17 protein-coding genes and 3 tRNA genes are annotated in these 21,497 nt (G+C 43.7%); 10 read left to right on the forward strand and 10 right to left on the reverse strand.

The window, feature by feature from the left end; all coding sequences use genetic code 11:
• The first annotated feature begins 2 nt into the window (after window positions 1-2).
• The 6 genes from FTU03_RS03495 (at window position 3) to FTU03_RS03520 (ending at window position 4,209) form a co-directional block, all read left to right on the forward strand.
• A complete protein-coding gene (locus FTU03_RS03495; protein WP_179992069.1) occupies window positions 3-896 on the forward strand; it encodes an alpha/beta fold hydrolase in 894 nt (297 codons plus the stop codon).
• Window positions 897-1,144: 248 nt separating this feature from the next.
• Window positions 1,145-2,056 (forward strand): alpha/beta hydrolase, encoded by a 912-nt coding sequence (locus FTU03_RS03500; RefSeq protein WP_179992070.1) that lies wholly within the window; start codon window positions 1,145-1,147, stop codon window positions 2,054-2,056.
• Between the two features lie 131 nt (window positions 2,057-2,187).
• A tRNA-Glu gene (locus FTU03_RS03505) sits at window positions 2,188-2,263 on the forward strand.
• Between the two features lie 24 nt (window positions 2,264-2,287).
• A tRNA-Glu gene (locus tag FTU03_RS03510) sits at window positions 2,288-2,363 on the forward strand.
• Between the two features lie 45 nt (window positions 2,364-2,408).
• A tRNA-Glu gene (locus tag FTU03_RS03515) sits at window positions 2,409-2,484 on the forward strand.
• A gap of 303 nt (window positions 2,485-2,787) precedes the next feature.
• The gene (locus FTU03_RS03520; RefSeq protein ID WP_179992071.1) at window positions 2,788-4,209 is read left to right on the forward strand and encodes an iron-containing redox enzyme family protein; all 1,422 of its coding nucleotides are present in this window, start codon (window positions 2,788-2,790) and stop codon (window positions 4,207-4,209) included.
• 67 nt (window positions 4,210-4,276) lie between these two features.
• Here FTU03_RS03520 and FTU03_RS03525 read toward each other — a convergent pair whose 3' ends face one another.
• The 5 genes from FTU03_RS03525 to FTU03_RS03545 form a co-directional block, all read right to left on the reverse strand.
• Window positions 4,277-5,521, reverse strand: coding sequence for an NADH:flavin oxidoreductase/NADH oxidase family protein (locus FTU03_RS03525; protein ID WP_179992072.1), 1,245 nt, complete (start codon window positions 5,519-5,521; stop codon window positions 4,277-4,279).
• Window positions 5,522-5,648: 127 nt separating this feature from the next.
• Complete coding sequence (locus FTU03_RS03530) at window positions 5,649-6,659, reverse strand: ABC transporter permease (RefSeq protein ID WP_166138250.1); 1,011 nt, start codon at window positions 6,657-6,659, stop codon at window positions 5,649-5,651.
• Window positions 6,659-7,702, reverse strand: a complete 1,044-nt coding sequence (locus FTU03_RS03535) for an ABC transporter permease subunit (RefSeq protein WP_179992073.1) — start codon at window positions 7,700-7,702, stop codon at window positions 6,659-6,661. Before FTU03_RS03535 ends, FTU03_RS03530 begins: the two co-directional genes overlap by 1 nt.
• 22 nt (window positions 7,703-7,724) lie before the next feature.
• Window positions 7,725-9,557, reverse strand: coding sequence for an extracellular solute-binding protein (locus tag FTU03_RS03540; RefSeq protein WP_179992074.1), 1,833 nt, complete (start codon window positions 9,555-9,557; stop codon window positions 7,725-7,727).
• 16 nt (window positions 9,558-9,573) lie between these two features.
• Complete coding sequence (locus FTU03_RS03545) at window positions 9,574-12,876, reverse strand: LysM peptidoglycan-binding domain-containing protein (protein ID WP_179992075.1); 3,303 nt, start codon at window positions 12,874-12,876, stop codon at window positions 9,574-9,576.
• A gap of 208 nt (window positions 12,877-13,084) precedes the next feature.
• Between FTU03_RS03545 and dnaQ the strand changes: the two genes are divergently transcribed.
• The 3 genes from dnaQ to nudC all read left to right on the forward strand — a co-directional run bounded on the left by dnaQ (window position 13,085) and on the right by nudC (window position 17,007).
• Window positions 13,085-14,458 carry a DNA polymerase III subunit epsilon gene (gene dnaQ / locus FTU03_RS03550; RefSeq protein WP_179992076.1) on the forward strand — a complete coding sequence of 458 codons (1,374 nt, stop codon included), beginning with the start codon at window positions 13,085-13,087 and terminating at the stop codon, window positions 14,456-14,458.
• Between the two features lie 126 nt (window positions 14,459-14,584).
• Complete coding sequence (locus FTU03_RS03555) at window positions 14,585-16,228, forward strand: chemotaxis protein (RefSeq protein WP_179992077.1); 1,644 nt, start codon at window positions 14,585-14,587, stop codon at window positions 16,226-16,228.
• Window positions 16,228-17,007 (forward strand): NAD(+) diphosphatase, encoded by a 780-nt coding sequence (nudC, locus tag FTU03_RS03560; protein ID WP_125278943.1) that lies wholly within the window; start codon window positions 16,228-16,230, stop codon window positions 17,005-17,007. The genes FTU03_RS03555 and nudC overlap by 1 nt, the downstream gene beginning before the upstream one ends.
• A gap of 69 nt (window positions 17,008-17,076) precedes the next feature.
• Here nudC and FTU03_RS03565 read toward each other — a convergent pair whose 3' ends face one another.
• From FTU03_RS03565 to FTU03_RS03580, 4 genes are all read right to left on the reverse strand, one after another.
• Window positions 17,077-17,955 carry an alpha/beta hydrolase gene (locus tag FTU03_RS03565; protein ID WP_179992078.1) on the reverse strand — a complete coding sequence of 293 codons (879 nt, stop codon included), beginning with the start codon at window positions 17,953-17,955 and terminating at the stop codon, window positions 17,077-17,079.
• Window positions 17,945-18,637, reverse strand: a complete 693-nt coding sequence (locus FTU03_RS03570) for a BON domain-containing protein (protein WP_159123345.1) — start codon at window positions 18,635-18,637, stop codon at window positions 17,945-17,947. Before FTU03_RS03570 ends, FTU03_RS03565 begins: the two co-directional genes overlap by 11 nt.
• Before the next feature lie 136 nt (window positions 18,638-18,773).
• The gene (locus FTU03_RS03575; protein WP_159123344.1) at window positions 18,774-19,187 is read right to left on the reverse strand and encodes a YraN family protein; all 414 of its coding nucleotides are present in this window, start codon (window positions 19,185-19,187) and stop codon (window positions 18,774-18,776) included.
• A gap of 9 nt (window positions 19,188-19,196) precedes the next feature.
• Entirely contained in the window at window positions 19,197-20,156 is a 960-nt protein-coding gene (locus FTU03_RS03580) for a penicillin-binding protein activator (RefSeq protein WP_166138268.1), read from the reverse strand.
• Window positions 20,157-20,166: 10 nt separating this feature from the next.
• Between FTU03_RS03580 and rsmI the strand changes: the two genes are divergently transcribed.
• Window positions 20,167-21,009 carry a 16S rRNA (cytidine(1402)-2'-O)-methyltransferase gene (gene rsmI / locus FTU03_RS03585; RefSeq protein WP_179992079.1) on the forward strand — a complete coding sequence of 281 codons (843 nt, stop codon included), beginning with the start codon at window positions 20,167-20,169 and terminating at the stop codon, window positions 21,007-21,009.
• Between the two features lie 68 nt (window positions 21,010-21,077).
• On the opposite strand, the gene FTU03_RS03590 is transcribed toward rsmI, so the two are convergent.
• Window positions 21,078-21,329 (reverse strand): hypothetical protein, encoded by a 252-nt coding sequence (locus FTU03_RS03590; RefSeq protein ID WP_004782870.1) that lies wholly within the window; start codon window positions 21,327-21,329, stop codon window positions 21,078-21,080.
• Between the last annotated feature and the right edge of the window lie 168 nt (window positions 21,330-21,497).

Raw genomic sequence — 21,497 nt, forward strand, 5'->3', positions numbered from 1 at the left:
CGATGAAAATTATTTATATTCATGGCATGAATAAGCAGAAATTTAGCTCTGCGTCCCTGCGTCAACGTTGGCTGAGTTTGCTAAAACATGGTCTGGAACAGTCGCATCAACAAACACGTTTTGCCTACCTCAAACGGCATATCCGTATCCCTTTTTATGGCGACTTACTGTCACGTCATCATTTACATAATGTGCTAAATGCCAGTACATTGATGCCGCAAGACTGGCCTCGCTTTCCTTTCCAGTCTCCAGTTAAATCCCAGCCACCACCACCCCATCTCAATCAATATTCACCTGAAATTTGTGAAATTCCCGAGCTAAAGGTTGAGGATGCCATGACCTTTAACCAGAAGCTGCAGTTTATTAGTACATTAAGCCGGAATACTCTATTACGGGATTTTGTGATCTTACTGAATCATTTCCCTCGCCTGCATGATACGCTGATCAAAAAATTTCTGATTGAAACCTATTCTTATCTGGCAAATTCCACATTCATGCAGCAGGTGCATCAGCGAATTGGCCAGCAACTGCATGGCGATAAACCCTGTATCCTAATGGCTCATTCTTTAGGAAGTGTGATTGCCTATCATTATCTGCTTTTGCACCCGGAACTGAATGTACAGCGTTTTATCAGCATGGGATCACCAATGGCTTTCCGGGTCATTCAGGAACATTTGCCCCAGCCTGTTCATCGGCCAAAAGCTATTAAAGGTGACTGGATTAATTTTTATTGCAGTGATGACTTTTTAACTGCCTTTCCATTATCAGAACCGCCTTTTCAGTTTCAGCCAGCGATTATTAATCAGGAGATTCGTACTTCGATTTATCATCCGCATGATATTGATGGCTATGTCCAGCATCCAGAAGTCATCAAAGCCCTGCTGGAAATGCTCTAAAAAGCATCTTAATTTACAGATTTAATTTTACTATTTCCTTTGCATTATTTTTCTGCTGAGTAAAATTCTTTATTCATACCTACTCATTTTGTGGTTTATTTATGACTCTTTTATAAATATACATATGTCTGTTAATTATTGTTTTATCAAAGATAATTTACACATTAACACCACAAAAAGCGCTGCTTTTGCTACGTTAATATTTTCTATACTGTAAATATAATTCTATCGAACTCAGTGGGGTGTCGATGAAAGTTATTTTTATTCATGGAATGAATCAGCAACATCATAGCGCTGCCTCCATCCGCCAGCGCTGGCTCCATATACTTCAAAAAGGGATGCGCAAACATCAACAAGATGCCAGATTTAGTTATTTAAAACGCCACATTCGTATTCCATTTTATGGCGATCTGCTTTCACGTTATAACGTCCGTAATATTCTAGAAGCTGGCACCCTGATGCCCCAGGAATGGCCTAGCTTTCCTTTTCGTAAGCCTGCTCAACCTCAGCTTCCTCCCCCTGTTCCACGTCCTGGTTGGCGTAGGCCCACAATTACCGATTTCGCCCAACCCAGCCCAAGTGATACCATGGATTTCAGACAGAAATTCAATTATTTTACCGCCCTCGGCAAGAATGTGGCGCTTCGGGATTTTGCCTTATTACTCAATTATTTTCCCACTCTGCATCGCACTCTATTGCAGAGATTTCTGATTGAAACTTATCTTTATCTCGATAACCCTGATTTCATGAGGAAAGTGCATGAACGGATTGCCCGACAACTGAGTGGTCGCAAACCCTGCATTGTCATTGCTCATTCTTTAGGAAGTGTGATTGCCTATAATCATCTTATCCAGCACCCTGAACTGAATGTACAGCGTTTTATTACTTTAGGTTCGCCATTAGCCTTTCAGGTGATTCAATCCAGCTTGGCACAGCCGGTGGTACGACCTAAGGCAATTAAAGGCGACTGGATCAATTTCTACTCAACGGATGATTATCTCACCGCCATTCCGCTTACCCAACCGCCATTCAAGTTTGAACCTGAAATCATCAATCATGGCATTCGTACGCATATTCACCGTCCACATGATATTACTGGCTATTTACTGCATCCTCAGGTTGTTGAAGCCATTCTGGAATTGCTTAAAAATCCGGCCTAAATCCTGCATTTTTCAAGTATTCTGCTAATATTGTTTTAAATTTATGCACTCAAAAGAAAATTTCCAAAAAACTCTGGAAAAGCGTTTGACACCCCCCTGTTTTCACCCTAATATACGCCCACCTCTGAAACGTCCCTATCGTCTAGAGGCCTAGGACATCGCCCTTTCACGGCGGTAACCGGGGTTCGAATCCCCGTAGGGACGCCAATTTCAGAAGTAATATTTTATTAAGTCCCTATCGTCTAGAGGCCTAGGACATCGCCCTTTCACGGCGGTAACCGGGGTTCGAATCCCCGTAGGGACGCCATTACTTTAGATCAAAAGTTCTGGTTTAAAATATCACTTCTACATTGTCCCTATCGTCTAGAGGCCTAGGACATCGCCCTTTCACGGCGGTAACCGGGGTTCGAATCCCCGTAGGGACGCCATATTCGAGATGGTTAATTTAATTAACTTCTCATAAAAAAGCCCAAGCATGATGACTTGGGCTTTTTTATTGCTTGTTCCTTCATTCCTGTTTTTAACGTTTGATCAAATTTCTTTGATTGCAATTTTATTTGTTTATAAATTAATTCATTCAAAAATCTTATTCTTTTACATTTCTCTTCAACTCGTTATCCATTCATATTCATTTACAGCAATCGCACTATAAATCCGAACAAAAAATCAACACCGGTGGTATAAGCATGCCGTTAAGTTAGAAAGCATAATATATCTGCAAGGATCAGATTATGTTCGTCAGTACAAAGTTAAGTTCGCCTGAATCATCTATTAAAAATCATAATCATCAATTTAATAACTTTAAAGATTGGGTCAACTTCTTTCAAGATCAACAGATTTCGACGGCAGTAAAGACCGAACAGGCTGAGAACTATTTAAGAGATTTAATCCAGCAAGTTGATGTGACTGGGCTGGAATGGCTGGATCAACCCAGACATGTAGAGCAACATTTTCTGGAACAGCACCACCAAACCTGCGCAATCTTCCAGTCTTATGTAGAGCGGCGTAGACAGCAGCAAGGACGTGAATACTTCCCGACTGTGTCACATGCATTTGAGTTCCTGGCCAAAGTCGCACCTGTAAAACTGGTAGACGGCTCATGGCTGTATTCAACTGTGCAAAACTGGAATCGTCCGGAAACCAAAGACCTGATTTATATCTATCTGGAAGAACTAGGCATGGGTCATACCCGTGCCAATCATGTTACCATGTATCAGGACTTGCTGAATCATTATGAGCTGAACAGCTATGCTGAGCAACTGGATGCCAGCTATTATGAACAAGCAGCCGTACAGCTGGCTTTGGCCTATGCGCCGCCAGAATATCTGCCGTTAGTAATTGGTTTCAATCTGGGTTATGAGCAGCTGCCATTACATCTGTTAATTACCAATTATGAGCTGTCTGAACTCGGTATTGATCCACATTATTTCAATGTACACATTACCATTGATAATGCTCACAACGGTCATGCACAAAAATCGCTGCAAGCCTATTTAGATCAGTATGCACTCGCTGAAGATCCTGCCCAGTATCTAGACCTGATTAAAAAAGGTTATGTGCTGAATGACATTGGTAAAAGTTCTTCCCAGATCATCAAGCGGCTGGATACTGAAAAACTGGCTTTGAAAGTGTTCCAGAACAAAGCGCTGATTGGACAATATATCCATAACCAGAAATGCCAGTTTAGTGGCAAGACCATTAATGAGTGGTTATCCGATCCGGCACAGATTGCAGACTTCTTGAAAGTCATGATTGAAAAAGGCTGGATTGTAAAAGATGCACCTGTAGAACAAAGCCGGTTCTGGAAAATGATTGATGATCCAGATGGCAAAATGTTTGGTGTATTTAATGCGACTGAAAAACAGATTATTAAAGACTGGATTCAAGGTGAGACTTTTGCCGCTCGTCTGTCATCACGTAGCAGATCTCAAGTTCATAACCAGATGGAACCGGTATTGAACCGTATTGACCAGCAACAGATCCATCAGCTGAAAAGCCGTCTGAATCGCTGCGCTGCTGCCGAACAAAAGATTGATTTATTGATTCCTTACGTGGCACCGCATATGCATCATCAGGAAGTGGGCTTGTGGGCAACACGTCAGCTTTCTCAGTTGCTCTTCCCTTTTCAGACTCAAGCCATGACTTATTCTTAAAAAGGTCATTCATAAAAAAAACAGGGCATTTTATATGCCCTGTTTTTGCTTCAATGCATTATACAAATTAAGCCGATTTACGTGAATTGATCTGACCTTTAATCACAGCTTTCACATTACCTTTTACGTAATTTAAAAATACCTTTAAAGGCGACAGTTTTGGATTTGGTCGATTACCTTTGGCAATTTCTTTAAATTGTGCGGCATACCAAATGATTTCCATAATCGCCATTTTATCGATCATTGGAATACCGGTTTTAATTTTCTCAACTGCATAACGTACATCCTGTCCAGCCACCAGACGGTTACCCAGATCAGGCTCGACCGCAAATGGACGTGCAATACCGACAAAATCACATGCGCCGCTGTCAAGGGCTGCATTCATACCCACTGCGGTACGGAAGCCCCCCGTCACCATCAAATGACAATTAACTTCCTGACGGATCTTTTCGGCAAAATCGAGGAAATAGGCTTCGCGGGCAACCGTTGATGCTTTACGTTTCTCTGCTTTTACTCCGGCCATTGCAGGTGCTTCATAGGTTCCGCCAGAAACTTCAATCATATCGATCCCGACTGCATCCATCGCCTTAAAGACATAAATAACGTCTTCTTCACTAATGCCACCGCGCTGAAAGTCTGCCGAGTTTAATTTCACTGAAATGATAAAATTCTCTGAAGTTGCTGCACGCACTGCCTTATAAGCCTCTAGCAAGAATCGGCTGCGGTTTTCAATACTGCCACCCCACTGGTCTTGGCGCTTATTGGTCAGGGGCGATAAAAACTGGCTAATTAGATAACCATGCGCCCCATGTAACTGCACGCCTTCAAATCCCGCCTTTTCGCAAATGGCAGCTGAAGTCGCAAAGCGCTGGATAATATCTAAAATTTCATCTTCACGCAGTTCACGTGGCGTACCGAAACTCATCGCCAATGCTGGACTAAAAGGTACAGCTGAAGGTGCTACGGTTTCTTTATTCAAGCCTTTTGGGCACTGACGTCCAGGATGAGATAACTGTACCAGTTGCACCATGCCATGACGTTTGCCGACATTCGCCCAAGCTTTTAACTTTTCCAGGTCACGTTCAGTTTCTACTACCACTACACCGGGTTCATTCTTGGCACGAAAATCCACCATGACATTACCCGTAATCGCACAGCCTAAACCACCTTTGGCCCAAGCTTCATATAACTTTAAATGGGCCTGATTGGGTTGGCCTGCATCATTGGCCAACGCCTCACTCATGGCACCTTTAATGATACGGTTTTTAAACTGGGTATTACGGATCTGGATGGAATCGGCCAATTGTGTCATGTACTTTCCTGAAATGTTTATCTTATTTTGTATGTGTTATAACCTAACTTGCCATAATTGACAATTCATATTGTCAAATGGATACAAATTTTATTTGTAGATATTAAATCAGTCTTAAAAAATCATTTTAAATTTTGGGATCGAAAGCATCCCGGATGGCTTCACCGATATAGATGAGTAAAGACAAGACAATGGCTAAAGTCAGAAACCCGGATAAAGCCAACCACGGCGCATTGAGATTATTTTTACCCTGCAGTAATAATTCACCTAGAGAAGCGGTTTCGGGTGGCAAACCATAACCTAAAAAGTCCAGTGCAGTTAGTGCGCTAATATTGGCAGTCAGCATAAAAGGTAGTTGTGACAGGCTGGAACCCATCACATTGGGTAAAATATGCCTGAACATGATCCGGCCATGCCCTGCACCAATACTTTTCGCTGCCCAGACATATTCCAGATTTCTGGCCCGTAAAAATTCAGCGCGCACCATCGACACCAGTGTTGTCCAGCCAAAAAATAGCATGATCACAAATAGCCAGTAAATATTCGGACTAAACACACTGACCAGAATCATGACCATAAACAGCATCGGCAGGCTGCTCCAGACCTCAAGTGCACGTTGCCCGATCAGGTCAATCCAGCCACCATAATAGCCTTGAACTGCACCGACCAGCACACCTAATCCTGCCGACAGCAAAGTCAGTGCAAAGCCAAACAGCAAGGAAATACGCAAGCCATATAGAATCCGTGCCAGCACATCCCGTCCCTGATCATCTGTTCCTAGCCAATTTTGCCTGCTTGGAGGTGAAGGTACTGGAATATCGAGTGCCAAATTGGGTGTGTCATAGCCGAAGCGGATCACCGGCCAGATTGCCCAGCCTTTGGCATTAATCAGCTGCTGTACCGCAGGATCCTGATACTCGGCTTCAGTTTCAAAGACACCCCCAAAAGTCGTTTCAGGATATGACTTTATTACTGGCAGATAATAGGAGTCCTCATACTTGATCAGTAAAGGCTTATCGTTAGCGATCAGCTCAGCACCAAGTGACAAGATAAAAATAATGACAAAGGCAATGCAGCAGGCAAATCCGGTTTTATTATTTTTAAAACGTTGCAGGCTGGCGCGTAGCATTGGTGACATTATTTCAATCCTCGCGAATCGAAATGAATCCGGGGATCAATTACCCGATACAGCACATCACTGATCAAACGCAGCACCAAGCCCAATAAGGTAAAAATAAACAAAGTTCCAAAAATGACCGGATAATCCCGCTGCAGAATCGCTTCAAATCCCAGCATGCCCAAACCATCCAGATTAAAGATGATTTCAATAAACAGGTTCCCGACAAATAAAATACCGAGCAAAGCTTCTGGCAATCCAGCGATCAACACCAGCACTGCATTGCGCAGTACATGCCGATAGAGTACTGCCCTTTCCTGTAGTCCCTTCGCTTTTGCTGCCAGTACATAGTGTTTACTGAGTTCTTCCATAAAGGAAAATTTCACCAGATAAGTCAGCCGTGCAAAACCACCTAGCACCATGGCCAGCAATGGCAAAGCCATATGCGAGAAATAATCTCGAATTTTTCCAAAGAAAGATAATTCATCAAAATTTTCCGAGCTTAACCCTTGTAAAGGAAACCATTGCAGATAGGAACCACCTGCAAAAAATACAATCAGCAAAATAGCAAAGATAAAGGCTGGAATGGCATAGCCCACAGCCAGCAGCAAAGACGTAGTTTGATCAAACAGACTGCCATGCTTTTTGGCTTTCTGGATGCCAAGAGGAATAGAGACCAGATAAATGAGCAAGGTACTCCAGAAACCTAGAGACAGTGAAACTGGCAGTTTTTCCCAGATCAGTTCAGTCACAGCTTGGCCTTTAAAAAAGCTCTGGCCCAAATCAAACTGAGCATAGCTTTTTAACATTTCCCAGAACCGTAAATGAACCGGTTGATCAAATCCATACTGAATCTTGATCTGCTCCAGCATTTCGGGCGTCAGGCCTTGCTGTCCCTGATACTGCAAGCCACCAATCGCCAAATTATTCGCATGCTGTGCCTGATAGATGGCCTGTTCCACTGGACCACCCGGCGCAAGCTGAATCACTACAAAATTGATCAGTAGAACCATCAATAATGTCGGAATCATAAGAAGCAAACGTTTGACGATATAAGTGCTCATGGCACTCCCCGAAGCTGGAAATCTAGCGATATTTTAAGTATGGTGCCACTTTTCTGGCTTTAGCTGCATCCACCCACCAGTAATCAATACCCGCAGAAAGCTTGGGCTTGATTTTAGGCTGCTGATACATATTCCAGTAAGCATACCAGTATTCACCCGTACCATAGGTCGGAATATGATAATAACCGGCTCGCAATAAACGGTCTAAAGCTCGGGTACTATAAATCAGCTGCTCACGACTTTGTGCCTGAACTACCTGATCAATCACCCGATCAATCACCGGATTTTGAATACCGGCATAATTATAATTGCCAGGCTGACGTGCCGCCTCACTGCCCCAAAACTGTTTCTGTTCCTGCCCCGGTGTCAGCGATTGCGGCATGGTATCCATAATCATATCAAACTGATAATTTCTTAGTCGCTCATAATACTGAGCCGTTTCCACCATCCGAATGTGAGCCTGAATTCCTAAACGTTTCAAATGCCGTAGATAAGGCATCAGATGACGCTGCTGTTCAGCTTGATGCAACAGAAATTCAATCTGTACAGGTTGACCTTGAGCAGTCACCAGTTTCCCCTGCTGATAACGGTAACCGGCATTCAATAAAATTTGTCGCGCCTGTAATAAATTTTTGCGGTTAAACCCGGAGGCATCTGATTGCGGATAATGCCAATCCTGTAATACCGCCTGACGTTGCACCGGATGCAATTTTGATAAATTTGGCTGTAATATTTCCAGCTCCTGAGCACTCGGCTTGCTTGTAGATGCCAGTTCACTATTACTAAAAAAGCTGTTCAGACGCTGATATTCTCCATGAAACAAGGCTTTATTTAGCCATTCAAAATCATAGGCCAGAGTTAAAGCTTGCCGGAAGCGAATATCAGCAAAGGGCTGACGTCGCGTATTAAAAATCAGGCTTTGTGTAGGAATCGGATTGTGATGCTGAAAACGATAGGTTTTGATTTGGCCTTGTTGTACCGCAGGAAACCGATAATCACTTACCCAGCGGTTGACCTGTTTTTCTTCATGCAGCGTAAACTGGCCAGATTTAAATGCCTCAAACTTGATTTCCGGACTACGGTAATAGCGATACTGTATGCGATCAAAATTATAACGGCCGCGATTGGCCAGCAGGTCTTTACCCCAATAATGCGGATTACGTTTATAGGAAATACTGCGTCCTGCATCAATACGTTCAATCACATAGGGCCCAGAACCCAAGATCGGTTTCAGGTTAATGTCCTTGAAGTTGCGCTTTTGCCACTCCTGCTGAGAATAGATCGGCATTTGCGTCACAATCATCGCCATTTCCGGATTATGGCGAGATTTAAAACTAATCTTAACTTTTGAAGGTGACAGGACTTCGGTTTTTTTAATATCTGCCAGATACATCTGTAAGCCAAAATTGGACTGGGTCTGGTACAGATCAAAACTGTATTTTACATCTTTAGCCGTCACTGACTGACCATTACTGAATCTGGCCTTAGGATTTAAATGGAAAATTATATAAGCAGTCTGCTTTGGGTCGAAACTGACTTTCTCAGCCAGCAAGGGATAATAAACGCCGGGTTCATCCAGGGATTTTGACATGAGGCTGTCAAAAATATAGTTAATCCCTTCAGTGACATTGCCCTTACCATTCATGCTGTTCAGATTATTAAAACTGCCATCGGCTGCCTGAATAAGAATGCCACCTTTGGGCGCTTGCGGATTGGCATAAGGCAGAGATTTAGCCTGTGCATATTTGGGTACACTATGCAGTGCAATATAAGGCGTCGTAATGACTGCTGCCCCGCTGGAACTGATGATCCAGGGGGCAGCAAGAATCCATAAGATATGGACGGGATTAAACAATTTCACGATCCAGAAATTAGTTTGGAACCTTAATCACATCACCAATACGCAATTGAGTATTGGGTTTCAGTTCATTCATTTCTGCCAGTTCATTGGTTGCCATACCATAACGGGATGCCAGGCCGATCAAGGTATCGCCACGCTTCACCTTGTATTCAGTGACAAGTTTTGGAAGCTGAAGCGTTTGGCCCACACGTAAACCGGCACGTGGACTAAGATTGTTCAGGCTCGCCAGATCAGTAACGGGTACTCCTACACGATTGGCAATCGCAATCAGAGATTCCCCGGATTTTACCGTATAGGATTCTGTCGCCTTAGAAGATGCAGATTTTGTTGCGACTTTCACTACCGGCTCTTTTTTGGCGATCTGAATATCTTCATTAATTTTTAAACGCTGTCCAATCCGCACATTGCTATTGGTATTCAAACCATTCAAGTCTGCCAGATAACGTAATTGCAGATGATATTGGCGGGCAATCGAGCTTAAGGTTTCACCAGATTTCACGATGTGAGTATCTGATTTAACATTCTTTTCCTGAGTCTCGGTGACCACTTCCTGCACAGGTTCAGGACTGCCAGATAATTTCAGATGCTGACCCACACGCAGATTGGCACTACGAGAAATATTGTTCAGGTTGGCAATTTGATCCATCGACAGATTATATTTTGCTGCAATCCCAGTCAGCGTATCACCCGATTGAACCGTATAACTGTCAGGAACCTGACTACCAGCTGGAATCTTGATGGTTTGACCAATGCGTAAGCCGCTGTTTGCAGACAGGCCATTTAACGCAGCCAGTTCAGATACCGTCAATTTACTTTGATTGGCAATGCTGTACAGGGTTTCACCACGTTTGACCTGATAGTTTTCTGTTGGCGTATGATCAACCTTAACGTTCTCAAACTTCTGTTCGACTTTTTCGGTTTTCTTACTGCTCGCAGTCAGTTCTTCAACTTCATTAAGAGGAACATTAATCTTCTGTCCGACCATCAAACTGCTACCCGCAGTTAAACCCGGAGTTAGTGCAGCAAGTTCTGCATTCGACAATGCGTAGCGATCTGCAATCAATTTCAGATACTCACCACGTTTAACGGTATAGGACTTGGTCTGAACTTTGGCAGTTTCGGCTTTTTTACTGTCTTCAGCTTTCGCTTTGCTGGTACTTTCTTTCAGGGAAAGCTTTTGCCCCACAAATAAACCACTGGTCGTACTCAGATCATTATAATCAGCCAACTGTTTGACGCTCAGGCTGAACTGACTGGCAACACTGGTCAAAGAATCATTAGCTTGAACCACATAGCTTTCCGGTTTCTCTTTGGCTTTCGGTGCTTCCTGTACGGGCTTGGCATCATAGAGATAAATTGTCGTACCTACATACAGTGTAGAGTTTGGATCAATCTGGTTCCATTTCGCGACATCACGCCAGTTCACGCCATTTTTGGCTGCAATCAATGCCAGATTATCACCCGGTAAAACCTTATAGGTACTGCGCTTACCTTTCGGTGCCACAACCACGACTTCTGAATCAGTTTTTACATAGTTTTTGCCCTGATTGAGTCGAGCTTCAACTGAATCTGCACTGGTGTTTACAGCGACTTCTTTCGGATATGAGAATCCTTTGGTCAGCTCCTTACCCTGCTGCTCGGCAATAGACTGACTGGTCTGAATTGCAGTCAGTTTGATCTTGCCATCATAAGGGTCAACAATTTCTGTGCCTGCAGGTGCCAGTGCTTTCAGCTCTTCAATGACCTGTGCCTGTTCAGCCGCAGTTGCTACAGGTTGTAAAAGCTCATCCACGGTTTTATTAATTTCTTCTGCTGACACCACTTTCTGGATTTGCTGACGTTCAGCTGCGGTAATTGGTGGCTCGACCTGGATAGGCTTCACCGAAGCAACTGGCGTCACAGCAACTGGAATACGTGGCGCACTTGGAATAGGCAATTCACTTTTTGCAGCAAATTCAGCAAGTGCTTCAGAACCACGTGGAGTACTGACCCGTTTAGTGGTTTGTGCAGTTAGATTAGGTGTCGTGGTGGTTGACACTGCTGCTGGTGCAGTCGTAGCTGGTTTAGGTGTTGTGGTCGCAGTTGGAGCTTTAGTTGCTGTTGCAGTCTTAGCAGTCGTAGTTGCAAGCACCGGTGGAGTCTGCTTGGCAGGTACGATGGTGGTACTGGTTGATGCTGGTGCTACAGTTGGCTTTGGAGTTACTGTAGTGGTCGTTTTAGGCGAGTTACTGACAGTACCTGCCCATAAGCCGCTTGAGCTAGATTGCAATTTTTTCAGTTTTTCATCTATCGATGGACTTAAGTCAGCCGGAATCAAAATACGGCGTGGACTTTCCGGATCAATACGGTCACCACGATGTCCCGGGTTAAGCTGATACAGTTCAGCACGACTTAAACCCGTAATCGCTGCGATCTCATTTAAATTGGCTGCACCGACAGTCACTTCACGGAAGTGAGGACGGTTGGCAATCGGTGGCAAACTCACACCATAAGTACCCGGATTTTTCACAATCTGCGCAACTGCCAGGAAACGCGGCACATAGTTCATGGTTTCCTGAGGCAGTTTCAAGGACCAGTAATCGGTAGGTAAACCTGCGGCCTTATTACGGTTAATCGCCTGCTGGATACGGCCTGGACCGGCATTATAAGAGGCCAAAGCCAATTCCCACGAACCAAACTGGTTATATAAGCTACCCAAGAATTCATAAGCCGCACGGGTCGATTCCACCACATCACGACGGCCATCGTAAAGTGAGGTTTGTTTCAAACCATAAATACGGCCGGTACTCGGAATAAACTGCCATAAACCTGCCGCTGCTGCACTACTGGTCGCCGCCGGGTCATAAGAACTCTCAATAATCGGTAATAAAGCCAGTTCCGTAGGCATACCACGGCGCTCTGCTTCTTTCACCGTATAATAGAGATAACGTGATGCACGGGCACTCAGGCGGTCCAGATACGGCTGACGGGAAATAAACCAGCCACGCTGTGCATCAATACGCGGATTCCAGGTATTCAGATCCATCTTGAAACCCACGGTCATCCGTTTCCAGATATCACCATGCTTCAAAATCAGTAAACGGTCACCTTCAACCGCACGCATATCCGTTGCAGAAAGTAAATCTTCCAGCCCATCCAAACTGCTTGCATCTAGATATTGTGAGCCAACCTGCTTGCTTGACGCTTTTTGGGTCGCACTTTGTGTAGATGAACAGCCCGTCAGTCCCAAGGAAGCGAGTGCCGTTCCAAGTACAGAAAATTTTAAAAATGCTGGTAATGCGGGCTGCCACAAAATTGCGGTTGGTTTATACATAAAGAAATCCAAACAATTCGTATATAAATTTATTTTTTAGATATGCCATTGTAGTGAAGCATGTCGTGGACACAAGGCATTAATTTACCCCGATTTCACGTTAAATGTTACAAGAAATTAAAAAAACTGGTGCATCTAGACGCATCAAGCGTATTTGCGTTATACAATATCCGCTTCAGCAAGTTCTTTTTTGATCGGATTTTAATTTATGTCTCACACTATCACGCTATATGTTGATGGCGCCTGTCGCGGCAACCCGGGTTTAGGCGGTTGGGGTGCGTACATAATTACCGAACAGAAGGAACACAAAATTTGCGGTGGCGAAGATCATACCACCAATAACCGCATGGAGCTGACCGCGGCGATTGAAGGCATCCAGTTCTGTCCGAAAGATGCCAAGCTGGTCATTTATACCGATTCCAATTATGTCAAACAAGGCATTACCGAATGGATTCATGGCTGGAAAAAGAAAAACTGGAAAGACGTTAAAAATCCGGATCTATGGCAAAAACTGGATGCCACCTGCCAAGGTCGGGATATTGAATGGCACTGGGTAAAAGGCCATGCTGGACATCCTGGCAATGAAATGGCCGATCAACTGGCCAATCAGGGCGCAGATGAAACCTTAAAAAAATCCAAATCAGTGACTGCAATCACTGAAAATAAAAAAAAATCTGAACCTGACTGGCTTCTAGACGACCCTTTCGGGCTGGATCTTGTCGATAGTGAAGAAGAACTCGAAGAGAGCATGGAAATGGCTGAAGAAGAAATGGAACAGACTGAAAATTTGGAAACAACAGAAAATACCGATGAATCCGCTTCAGTCGCTTCAGATCCAATCGAGTTACATCCGCAAATTGTGATTACACCGCCGACCTTAGAGCTGCATGGCCCTCGTCAATTGATTCTGGATACTGAAACCACCGGTTTCTATTATCAGGATGGTGACCGGATCATTGAGGTCGGTGCGATTGAAATGATTAACCGGAAACTTACCGGCAGCTCAATCCATATTTATATCAACCCGAAAAAACCGGTTGGTGATTCGGTGAATGTCCACGGTATCACCGACGAGTTCCTGCAAGACAAGCCGCTGTTTGAGGAAATCTCTCAGGTGCTTTTTGACTATCTGCAAGGTGCCGAAATTATTGCGCATAACGCAACCTTCGATATGAACTTCCTGGATATGGAGTTCAAGCGTGCAGGTTTTGTCGCGCTTTCTGAAGTTTGTGAAGTGACCGATACCCTGGCAATGGCCAAATCCAAGCATCCGGGACAAAAAAACTCCCTGGATGCCCTCGTGCGTCGTTATGAAATTCCACAGCGTGACCGTACCTTCCACGGTGCCTTGCTCGATGCGGAAATTCTGTCCGATGTTTATCTGGCCATGACCGGTGGACAAGTCTCTTTTGATATGGATGCCCTGTCACATACCGAAGAACAAGGCGGCAGTTCAGGCACTGTAAAAATTGAAATTGAATTGCCTGTGATTCTTCCATCAGATGAAGAACTTGCCGAACATGAGAAATGGGTCAAACAATTTGAAGAAAAGCATGGAACGCCTTGCCTTTTTGCCAAATAAAATCTAAATTTCAAGCAGTAATTTCGCTTTTAAAATACAGTTCTTCAGTTATAGTAATTCCAAAGAGGCCCCGTCCGATAAAGCGGGGCTCATATATAGATAATACTCAAGGAAAGGTGCAGATCCATGTCTTACCAAACCTCTATACATTTTGATCCAACAGCTTTACTGATAATAAAAAATGAGGTTGATAACTCGATCAAGTTAGTCGAATCAGCAGTAAGCACCTTGGTAGAAGATCAGACTTTACCTTTTGGCATTGACGATGCATTAAATCAGTTCGAACAATGTGCACAGGTACTGGCACTGATTGATATGCCGAATCTGGCACAAATTGCACAATATTCAGCAGAACTGATGCGCAAGATTATGGGGAATCCGGCGCAGGTCAACACTCAGGATGTGATCGCATTGAGTGAAGGCACCACCATGCTGAAACGCTATATCGAATTTATCTGCTTGCGTGAAGTGAAAATTCCACAGTTCCTGCTCGATACCCTGAACCGTCTGGAACTAGCGCTTGGTAAACCATTAACCACTGAAGGTCAGCATATTGAACCTTTGCTTGATCTGATTACCCCTGACTTCCAGTTACCCCAAGTACCAGGTCTGGAAAAATCCAAATATGTGCAACGCCTGTACAAGCTGTCTCTTAACAAACTGCTGAAACAGGAAGAAAGCGAGATGGACCTGCAAGCGATCAAACTGGTCGGTACTTATCTGGCAGGCCTTTCAGCAAATCATCCAAGCAAGCAATACTGGCATCTGGTGCATGTTGCTTTTGATAATATTGATCACCTGCTCATCAATGAACCACGTTTACGTACTTTAATCAGTATTGAACGCAACATGGCGCAGTACTTTAGTTCAGCCGACAGCTTCAAAGCCTCTCTGTCTGATCTGGCAAATGTATTAAGCTTATGTATTAGTCAGGAAGATGCAACTGCACAGCAAATCCGTAGCCAGCTGAATATTGGTGATGATCTACTGACAGATATGCAACTTCAGGTGTTCAGCCGTCACCTATATGGTCCGGACTTCGAAACCATGCATACCATTAGCGAACTGGTGACTGCGGAAATGACCCAGATCCGCAATGATATCGAATATAACTATCAGCACATGACACCTGAAAAAACTCAGGAACTCCAGACTCAGCTGAATAGCTTGGCCAATATCTTCAAGGTTCTGAATCTGAATGAAGCCTATCATGACTTAAACCGTCAGGCAGCTTCACTCAGCCAGGCAGATATTCTGAAAGATGAGTCTTTTGCCCAACAATTGATGAATGTAATTCTATCCGCGATGAACTCGATTGGTGTATTGGAGCGCCATCATACTTCGAGCCGCTTGCAGCTACGTGTGAATAACATGAATATCTCGCTGGATCGTCTGGACGAAGCACATAACGCTTTGTTGAATGAAACCAAGGCAATGATTGAATTATCTAGCCAGATTCTGACTGATTATCTGCAGGATCAAGATCTGACCAAACTCGAACCTGTACCCATCCAGTTCTGTGAAATTGGCGGTGCTATGCTGTTCCTGAATGCTGAACATGTGAAAGCTGCATTCAATACAACTGCCCTGTTCATTAAAAACCGTATTGAACAGTCGGTTGCATTAACACCAGCAGAAATTCATCATGCGCTGGATGCATTGGCTAGTGCCGATATGATGATCGACAACTTAAAGAACAAACAGCCTGTATTACAGTCTATGTTTAAGGTAGCATTAGACAGTAGTGAGAAACTGAAAATCGTTGCCTAATGTCTAAAAAATTATCACTTGCTTATATTTTCCAGCAGCAACAGTTGCTGGTCGATCAACACTTTCAACTGCCTCAAGTTGAAGCTCTGGCAAGTGATTTGCTGCTGAATCCGGGTGATCAGGTGGTTGCCCGTGATCTTCTTCCAGATGAGCCGATTCCTGAAGGCTTGCAACTGGTTCCAATCCGTCAATTATTACAGTTTTGGAATGTTCAGCAATTTGAACAGGCCAGTCGTGCTGTGCAACTCTTGGAATGGCGCCGGAATCACAAGTTCTGTAGCCATTGTGGTACTCCGACTGAAGCCCATGCTGTTGAATATGCCATGGTTTGCCCAGCTTGCCATTATCGTCAGTATCCAAGGGTGCAACCTTGTGTGATTACTGTGATTACCCGCGGTGAAGATGAAATTTTGCTGGCCAAAAATGCACGTAATACCAAAAGCCAGATGTATGGTCTGATTGCCGGATTTGTCGAAGTTGGGGAAACGCTTGAAGAAGCGGTACGTCGCGAGACGCTGGAAGAAGTCGGCTTGAAAGTGAAAAATATCCAGTATTTGGCCAGTCAGCCATGGCCTTTCCCGAGTAATTTGATGATTGCCTTCAAAGCAGAATATGCTGGCGGTGAGCTGCAATTGCAGGAAGAAGAAATTAGCGATGCGAAATTCTTCAAGTTTGATCAGCTGCCTGAAATTCCATTTAAAGGCAGTATTGCCCATGCCATGATCATGCATGTGACTCAAGGTACACCGGTCGCAGATGATACCCGTAAATGGCTCTAAGGTTTTCAATTAAAAAAGCCCGGTTTTTATACCAGGCTTTTTTATGGGAATTACCACGATCACAGATCTTCACTTGAAAGCATCTTCTAGCGCCCACATCACACGCGGCTTGGTTTCAAAGAACCGGCTAAACAAACTGGACAATGAACCGATCATCGTAATATGACCCAGTTTCGGAATGGTAATCAGCTCACTATGATTGCCATGGTCTTTTAAAACCCGGTCCAGATCCTGACTGTTGAAATGACCGACAATATTGTCCCGCTCTGCCATGAACAGATAATGTTTGGTGGAGGTATTTTCCACAAAATAATATGGCATGACCTGCTGATACGGAATCGACTGGTCAAAAGCATCGGCACAGATCGGATCATCTTTATAGTCAAAATGATAAGGACCTGCCAGTCCAATAATGGCGCGGATCTGTTCCCGCTCAATCATGGCCTTTTGTGGATGGTATAGCGCTGACATGACATTAAATGCCCCGGCTGAATGCCCAATCAAGACCAGATTTTCCGTAGAAACATTTAACTGGTCTGCATGCTGCTGCAAATGATTTAGCAATAAATGCAGGTCATTAATATAAATCGGGAAAATATGTTCAGGCGCTAGATGATAATTCATCACCACCACATCATAACCTTCTTTGGCAAAGGCCTCGCCGATGAAGTGGTAATCCTTTTTATCACCATGCAGCCAGGCACCACCATGGACAAAGATAATCAGGGGGCGATGTGCTAATGGCTGATGGCTTAAAAACAGATCAAAACGTTGACGGGCTTTTAAGCCATAGGCTAACTGGGTTTCAACACTATAACCCTGTTTGGGGGTTAACCGGTTCAGCGCATAACTGCCAAAATCATAGATCCGGAAATCTTTATAACGTTGTTGGACTTCAAGGATCTGATCTGACAGCTGCGTTTTAAATTGACTGACCTTATGGAACATCGGTCGGTTCAACTGTATCAGGATCGATGGCGACTGGAGTCTGTTCAACACCCGACTGTGCATAAGATGCAGGCGCTGCAAAATTCTGGTTAGTACTATAACCAGAGCGCTGATCCACGTTGTCGATGAGCGTGACAATTTTCGTGATATTCCCCACTTGTTGCAGCACCTGATTCAGGTCATCGATTTCAGCACTGTTCAGACGTCCCATCACATACAGTACACCATCTTCAGTATGCACATGCACTTTACTGTCAGACACCACCGGTGCTTTCATAATCAAACCACGGGTATTTGCCGTCACGGCGGTATCCTGCATGATCGTAGTGTAGCTGCTCTGGTTACCCACAGTGATAAAGTTATGCACCGCTCTGACATCACTCATGGATTTGACATTATCTTCTGCCAATTGCTTGAGATGCGCATCCGGCACCTGCCCGGTCAACAGGACATTACCATGGAAGCTTTCAATATTGACCCTTGACTGTTTAAAACGTGAATCCAGTTTATAAAGATTAATTTTTGCAGTACGTACAATAGAAGAATCGATAAATACCTGTCCTAGCGTCCGAGCTCCATTTTCGGTACCTACAGGAGCCGTACCAGTACCGCTAGAAATAAAGCTGGCACAACCCGATAAACTTGCGACACACAGCATTGTTATTGCAATACGCTTAACCACTCAGCAAGACTCCTTAATTTTAATCAGTCTTATTTCAATATAATAATCTGTTTTTTCAAGGCCAGATGTTCTTCATCATACTTGAACTTTCCCATGATGCTGCAAATTTTATCTGCCGCATCAGATCTTATTTTATTCAAAGATTAATAAACTCTTGATCAAAAGTAAAAGCATTTTCAAACCAGTGCAGATCATAAGGGTATTGAGAAAAATCATGCTGTATGGTTTTTGCAAAATACCGATTAAAATCAAAACAAATCACATCAAAACGATAGTAATAATGTGCAAACTGTGGATTTTTTTGAATAAAACATACAGCCGTTTGTAGGACTTTTCGTTGCTTGGCAGAGGAAACAGATTCATAAGCCAATGCATAACCCGTTTTAGCTCGTGCTTTTACTTCGACAAAGACCAGTTCCTGCTCACGCTGCATGACCAGATCAAGTTCACCATAGCGGCTATGCCAGTTTCTGGCAATGAGCTGAAAGTCTTGTTGTTGCATCAGTTGCGCAGCTTGTTGTTCTGCCCATACACCTAATTGTTTCTGCATCGCTGACTCTTATAGTGCCTTGAGACCTTTGGCACTCTGCTGAAAACAGGATGGTGTACGTTGTATGCCCTGATCCGATACCCGAATCATTCCAGTACGACCCTGGAATTCAATATTGCGTATTTTTTTATTATTTAAATAATACTGGGTGATTTGCCAGGCATCGCCACCAAAAGCAATCAAGCGCTGATAGGACATATTCACCGGTGCCTGTTGATGAGCCTGCATCACATCAGGCCAGTTAGCAAAATAAAGTACCGGCACATCGCAGAACTTGATGCCTCGTGGCGGAACATGCTGTTCATTAATTGCATTTGCGACTGTATAAATCCGTTTATGTCCCAAACCCTGTAAGGATGCCAGCCAGTCCGCATTGCCAAGCAATAATATCCCCTGCTTGCTCTTCAGAAAAAATGGTGGCTTCTGGATCATTTCCAGTTGCAGCTCACTCTGACTAAGTAGTGACATTAGCAGAAGTTCATGTTCTGACTCACTACCCGGTTGGCGCATCACAAACAGTTGCTGAATCCCATCTTGCGCAATCTGCTTCTGTAAGGCAGCCGCATCTTCTTTTTTCGACAGGCTAAATTGCCAGATATTTGGCGCTGTAAGACTACTTTCATTCAAACTCAGTGTACGAATCTTGGGTTTAGTTTGCACCAGTTGCTCTACATCCTGACGTGCCAGAGGGCCGATCACCATTTGCGTCTTTTTACTGACATGCTGTTTGAGTAACTGAGAGATTTTTTTCTGATCTGAATTGACCCATTTCAATGGTACTTTCTGTCCGGACGCTGTATATGCACTGAGAAATCCTTGCTTGATACTCGAAGCGGCTCGCGCCAAGGGGCCGCTTTCAGGTAGAATAATCAGCACTTCTGCTTGTACGCTGCTGACGCAGGCCAGTAACCCCAAGCCCAAAATTTTATTTTGAATCTTCCATTTTTTATTATTCGATTTATTCCACATGGAGAAACCTATGAGTGCTCAGTTATTTGTTGTTGCGACTCCAATCGGGCACTTAGATGATATTAGTTATCGTGCAATTAATGTATTGAAATCGGTGAGTCTTATTGCAGCTGAGGATACACGAACTTCTGCACAATTACTTAAACACTTTAATATTCAAACACCTTTGACAGCCTGCCATGAACATAATGAAAGCAACAAGATTGATCAGTTGATTCAACGCCTGCTTAATGGTGAAGATATGGCATTAATCAGTGATGCAGGCACACCACTGATTAGCGATCCAGGATTCAAGTTTGTCCGTGCTGCCCAAGAACATAATATTCGTGTGGTTCCTGTGCCGGGCGCATGTGCTGCAATTGCCGCTTTAAGCGCAGTAGGTTTACCAAGTGACCGTTTCAGCTTTGAAGGTTTTTTGCCGTCTAAACAAAGCCAGCGGCTCTTGACTCTGGAAAAACTGAAAGATGAAACCCAGACCTTAATTTTCTATGAAGCGCCACACCGCATTTTGGAATGTGTCAAAGATCTGGCAGCGGTATTCGGTGCAGAACGTCCTGTAGGTTTTGCCCGTGAAATTACCAAGACCTTTGAAACTATCAGGAAAATGACACTGGGTGAATTAGTCGAATTTGTTGCCAATGACCATAACCAGCAAAAAGGTGAAATCGTACTGGTCATTGGCGGTTCTATCGAAGAAAAAGATCTGGATCAGGAAAAACTGGATAAATTGTTACTGCGTTTATTACAAGACCTGTCTGTCAAAGCAGCTTCACAGCTGGCTGCTGATTTGACTGGAATCAAGAAAAAAATTGCCTATCAACGTGCTTTGGAACTAACCTCTGCCAACGATTAATTTTTCTTTACCCATAAAAAACACCACAATCAATGTGGTGTTTTTTTATTCGTTAATATCAAGTGCAATTATTCTCTTGCAACGGATTCATCAGCTGGAACTTCAGTAATACGGCCACCGCTTGCCAGGAAAGCCGCAATTTCATCTTCAAGTGCCTGACGTTTTTTCTGCTTAGCAGTTACAGTTAAAGTTTCAGCTTCTAATACATCTGTATCATTCACAACTTCTTCGCTACTTGCAGCACCTTTTTCTGCTGCTTTTGCTTCATCGTCGTCGATTACAGGATCTTCTACATCATCATAATCATTTACGTCTGTCATTTTGCTCTCCCCACAAATGGCTTCGCTTTTATCTATTAAACCAAGCTTTAAATTAACTGAAATTTAGCAATCTCTTTGGTCTTCGCCTAGCCCTAATTTTCAAAAAATCGTATCTTTTTTAAACAAAATGGTTACTCTTTATAGATGTTTGTTTAAAAAATTTACATT

Origin of the sequence: Acinetobacter sp. YH12046 (genome assembly GCF_013419905.1) — a bacterium.
Classification (GTDB): Bacteria; Pseudomonadota; Gammaproteobacteria; order Pseudomonadales; family Moraxellaceae; genus Acinetobacter.

Coding starts and splice junctions, on each gene's coding strand:
- FTU03_RS03590 (WP_004782870.1), bottom strand. CDS start 21,329: ATGACAGACGTAAATGATTATGATGATGTAGAAGATCCTGTAATCGAC.
- FTU03_RS03565 (WP_179992078.1), bottom strand. CDS start 17,955: ATGTTCCATAAGGTCAGTCAATTTAAAACGCAGCTGTCAGATCAGATC.
- FTU03_RS03500 (WP_179992070.1), top strand. CDS start 1,145: ATGAAAGTTATTTTTATTCATGGAATGAATCAGCAACATCATAGCGCT.
- FTU03_RS03535 (WP_179992073.1), bottom strand. CDS start 7,702: ATGAGCACTTATATCGTCAAACGTTTGCTTCTTATGATTCCGACATTA.
- FTU03_RS03580 (WP_166138268.1), bottom strand. CDS start 20,156: ATGTGGAATAAATCGAATAATAAAAAATGGAAGATTCAAAATAAAATT.
- nudC (WP_125278943.1), top strand. CDS start 16,228: ATGTCTAAAAAATTATCACTTGCTTATATTTTCCAGCAGCAACAGTTG.
- dnaQ (WP_179992076.1), top strand. CDS start 13,085: ATGTCTCACACTATCACGCTATATGTTGATGGCGCCTGTCGCGGCAAC.
- rsmI (WP_179992079.1), top strand. CDS start 20,167: ATGAGTGCTCAGTTATTTGTTGTTGCGACTCCAATCGGGCACTTAGAT.
- FTU03_RS03530 (WP_166138250.1), bottom strand. CDS start 6,659: ATGTCACCAATGCTACGCGCCAGCCTGCAACGTTTTAAAAATAATAAA.
- FTU03_RS03520 (WP_179992071.1), top strand. CDS start 2,788: ATGTTCGTCAGTACAAAGTTAAGTTCGCCTGAATCATCTATTAAAAAT.
- FTU03_RS03555 (WP_179992077.1), top strand. CDS start 14,585: ATGTCTTACCAAACCTCTATACATTTTGATCCAACAGCTTTACTGATA.
- FTU03_RS03525 (WP_179992072.1), bottom strand. CDS start 5,521: ATGACACAATTGGCCGATTCCATCCAGATCCGTAATACCCAGTTTAAA.
- FTU03_RS03495 (WP_179992069.1), top strand. CDS start 3: ATGAAAATTATTTATATTCATGGCATGAATAAGCAGAAATTTAGCTCT.
- FTU03_RS03545 (WP_179992075.1), bottom strand. CDS start 12,876: ATGTATAAACCAACCGCAATTTTGTGGCAGCCCGCATTACCAGCATTT.
- FTU03_RS03575 (WP_159123344.1), bottom strand. CDS start 19,187: ATGCAGAAACAATTAGGTGTATGGGCAGAACAACAAGCTGCGCAACTG.